The sequence below is a fragment of the Cobetia sp. 1AS1 genome (genome assembly GCF_029846435.1).
Taxonomy (GTDB): domain Bacteria; phylum Pseudomonadota; class Gammaproteobacteria; order Pseudomonadales; family Halomonadaceae; genus Cobetia; species Cobetia amphilecti.
The window spans coordinates 1-2,566 of the sequence record NZ_JARWKU010000021.1; the positions used below are offsets into that span (position 1 = coordinate 1).

Sequence of the window (2,566 nt, forward strand, 5' to 3'; positions counted from 1 at the left end):
CGTGAAATCGAGTAGGTCGGGGCACGAGAAACCTTGACTGAACATGGGGGGACCATCCTCCAAGGCTAAATACTCCTGGCTGACCGATAGTGAACCAGTACCGTGAGGGAAAGGCGAAAAGAACCCCGGCGAGGGGAGTGAAATAGATCCTGAAACCGTATGCGTACAAGCAGTGGGAGCACCTTCGTGGTGTGACCGCGTACCTTTTGTATAATGGGTCAGCGACTTATATTCTGTGGCGAGCTTAACCGTATAGGGGAGGCGTAGGGAAACCGAGTCTTAACTGGGCGACCAGTCGCAGGGTATAGACCCGAAACCGGGCGATCTATCCATGGCCAGGGTGAAGATTGAGTAACATCAATTGGAGGCCCGAACCCAAGTATGTTGAAAAATGCTGGGATGAGCTGTGGATCGGAGTGAAAGGCTAATCAAGCCCGGAGATAGCTGGTTCTCCTCGAAAGCTATTTAGGTAGCGCCTCACGTATCACCGCTGGGGGTAGAGCACTGTTTCGGCTAGGGGGTCATCCCGACTTACCAACCCGAGGCAAACTCCGAATACCAGTGAGTGCAGCGTGGGAGACACACAGCGGGTGCTAACGTCCGTTGTGAAAAGGGAAACAACCCAGACCGTCAGCTAAGGTCCCAAAATCCTGATTAAGTGGGAAACGATGTGGGAAGGCTCAGACAGCTAGGAGGTTGGCTTAGAAGCAGCCATCCTTTAAAGAAAGCGTAATAGCTCACTAGTCGAGTCGGCCTGCGCGGAAGATATAACGGGGCTAAATCAGGTACCGAAGCTACGGGTTCATCCTCTGGATGAGCGGTAGAGGAGCGTCGTGTAAGCCAATGAAGGTGGATTGAGAAGTCTGCTGGAGGTATCACGAGTGCGAATGCTGACATGAGTAACGATAAGGGGAGTGAAAAACTCCCCCGCCGGAAGACCAAGGTTTTCTGTTCTACGTTAATCGGAGCAGAGTGAGTCGGCCCCTAAGGCGAGGCGGAAACGCGTAGTCGATGGGAAACGGGTTAATATTCCCGTACCGGATGTGGTTGCGATGGGGGGACGAAGAAGGCTAGGTGAGCCAGGCGTTGGTTGTCCTGGTGAAAGCATGTAGGCCGAGGAATCAGGCAAATCCGGTTCCTCTGAGGTCGAGATGCGAGACGAACTGACCACGGTCAGGAAGTCATCGATGCCACGCTTCCAGGAAAAGCCTCTAAGCTTCAGATCACATGCGACCGTACCCCAAACCGACACAGGTGGTCAGGTAGAGAATACCAAGGCGCTTGAGAGAACTCGGGTGAAGGAACTAGGCAAAATGGCACCGTAACTTCGGGAGAAGGTGCACCGGTTCGAGTGAAGGACTTGCTCCGTAAGCTCTTACCGGTCGAAGATACCAGGTGGCTGCAACTGTTTATTAAAAACACAGCACTCTGCAAACGCGCAAGCGGACGTATAGGGTGTGACGCCTGCCCGGTGCCGGAAGGTTAATTGATGGGGTTAGCTCACGCGAAGCTCTTGATCGAAGCCCCGGTAAACGGCGGCCGTAACTATAACGGTCCTAAGGTAGCGAAATTCCTTGTCGGGTAAGTTCCGACCTGCACGAATGGCGTAATGATGGCCACGCTGTCTCCACCCGAGACTCAGTGAAATTGAAATCGCAGTGAAGATGCTGTGTACCCGCGGCTAGACGGAAAGACCCCGTGAACCTTTACTATAGCTTTACACTGGATGCTGATGTTGTCTGTGTAGGATAGCTGGGAGGCTTTGAAACCGCGTCGCCAGATGCGGTGGAGCCAACCTTGAAATACCAGCCTGACATCATTGGCGTTCTAACTCAGGTCCGTTATCCGGATCGAGGACAGTGTATGGTGGGTAGTTTGACTGGGGCGGTCTCCTCCTAAAGAGTAACGGAGGAGCACGAAGGTACCCTCAGCACGGTTGGAAATCGTGCATTGAGTGCAAGAGCATAAGGGTGCTTGACTGCGAGACAGACACGTCGAGCAGGTACGAAAGTAGGTTCTAGTGATCCGGTGGTTCTGTATGGAAGGGCCATCGCTCAACGGATAAAAGGTACTCCGGGGATAACAGGCTGATACCGCCCAAGAGTTCACATCGACGGCGGTGTTTGGCACCTCGATGTCGGCTCATCACATCCTGGGGCTGAAGTCGGTCCCAAGGGTATGGCTGTTCGCCATTTAAAGTGGTACGCGAGCTGGGTTTAGAACGTCGTGAGACAGTTCGGTCCCTATCTGCCGTGGGCGTCGGAAGTTTGAGAAGAGCTGCTCCTAGTACGAGAGGACCGGAGTGGACGAACCTCTGGTGTTCGGGTTGTCATGCCAATGGCATTGCCCGGTAGCTACGTTCGGACGGGATAACCGCTGAAAGCATCTAAGCGGGAAGCCCCCTTCAAGATGAGACTTCCCTGAGGCCTTGCGCCTCCTGAAGGGCCCTTGAAGACTACAAGGTTGATAGGCTGGGTGTGGAAGCACAGCAATGTGTTGAGCTAACCAGTACTAATTGCCCGTGAGGCTTGACCATATAACACCCAAGGGGTTTGCGCAGGCAAAC

Annotated in this window: 1 rRNA gene; it reads left to right on the plus strand. The window is 53.7% G+C overall.

Features of this window, described 5'->3' with window-relative positions:
• A 23S ribosomal RNA gene (locus QD280_RS17730) occupies positions 1 to 2,536 on the plus strand; the annotation flags it as partial.
• Positions 2,537 to 2,566: the final 30 nt, after the last annotated feature.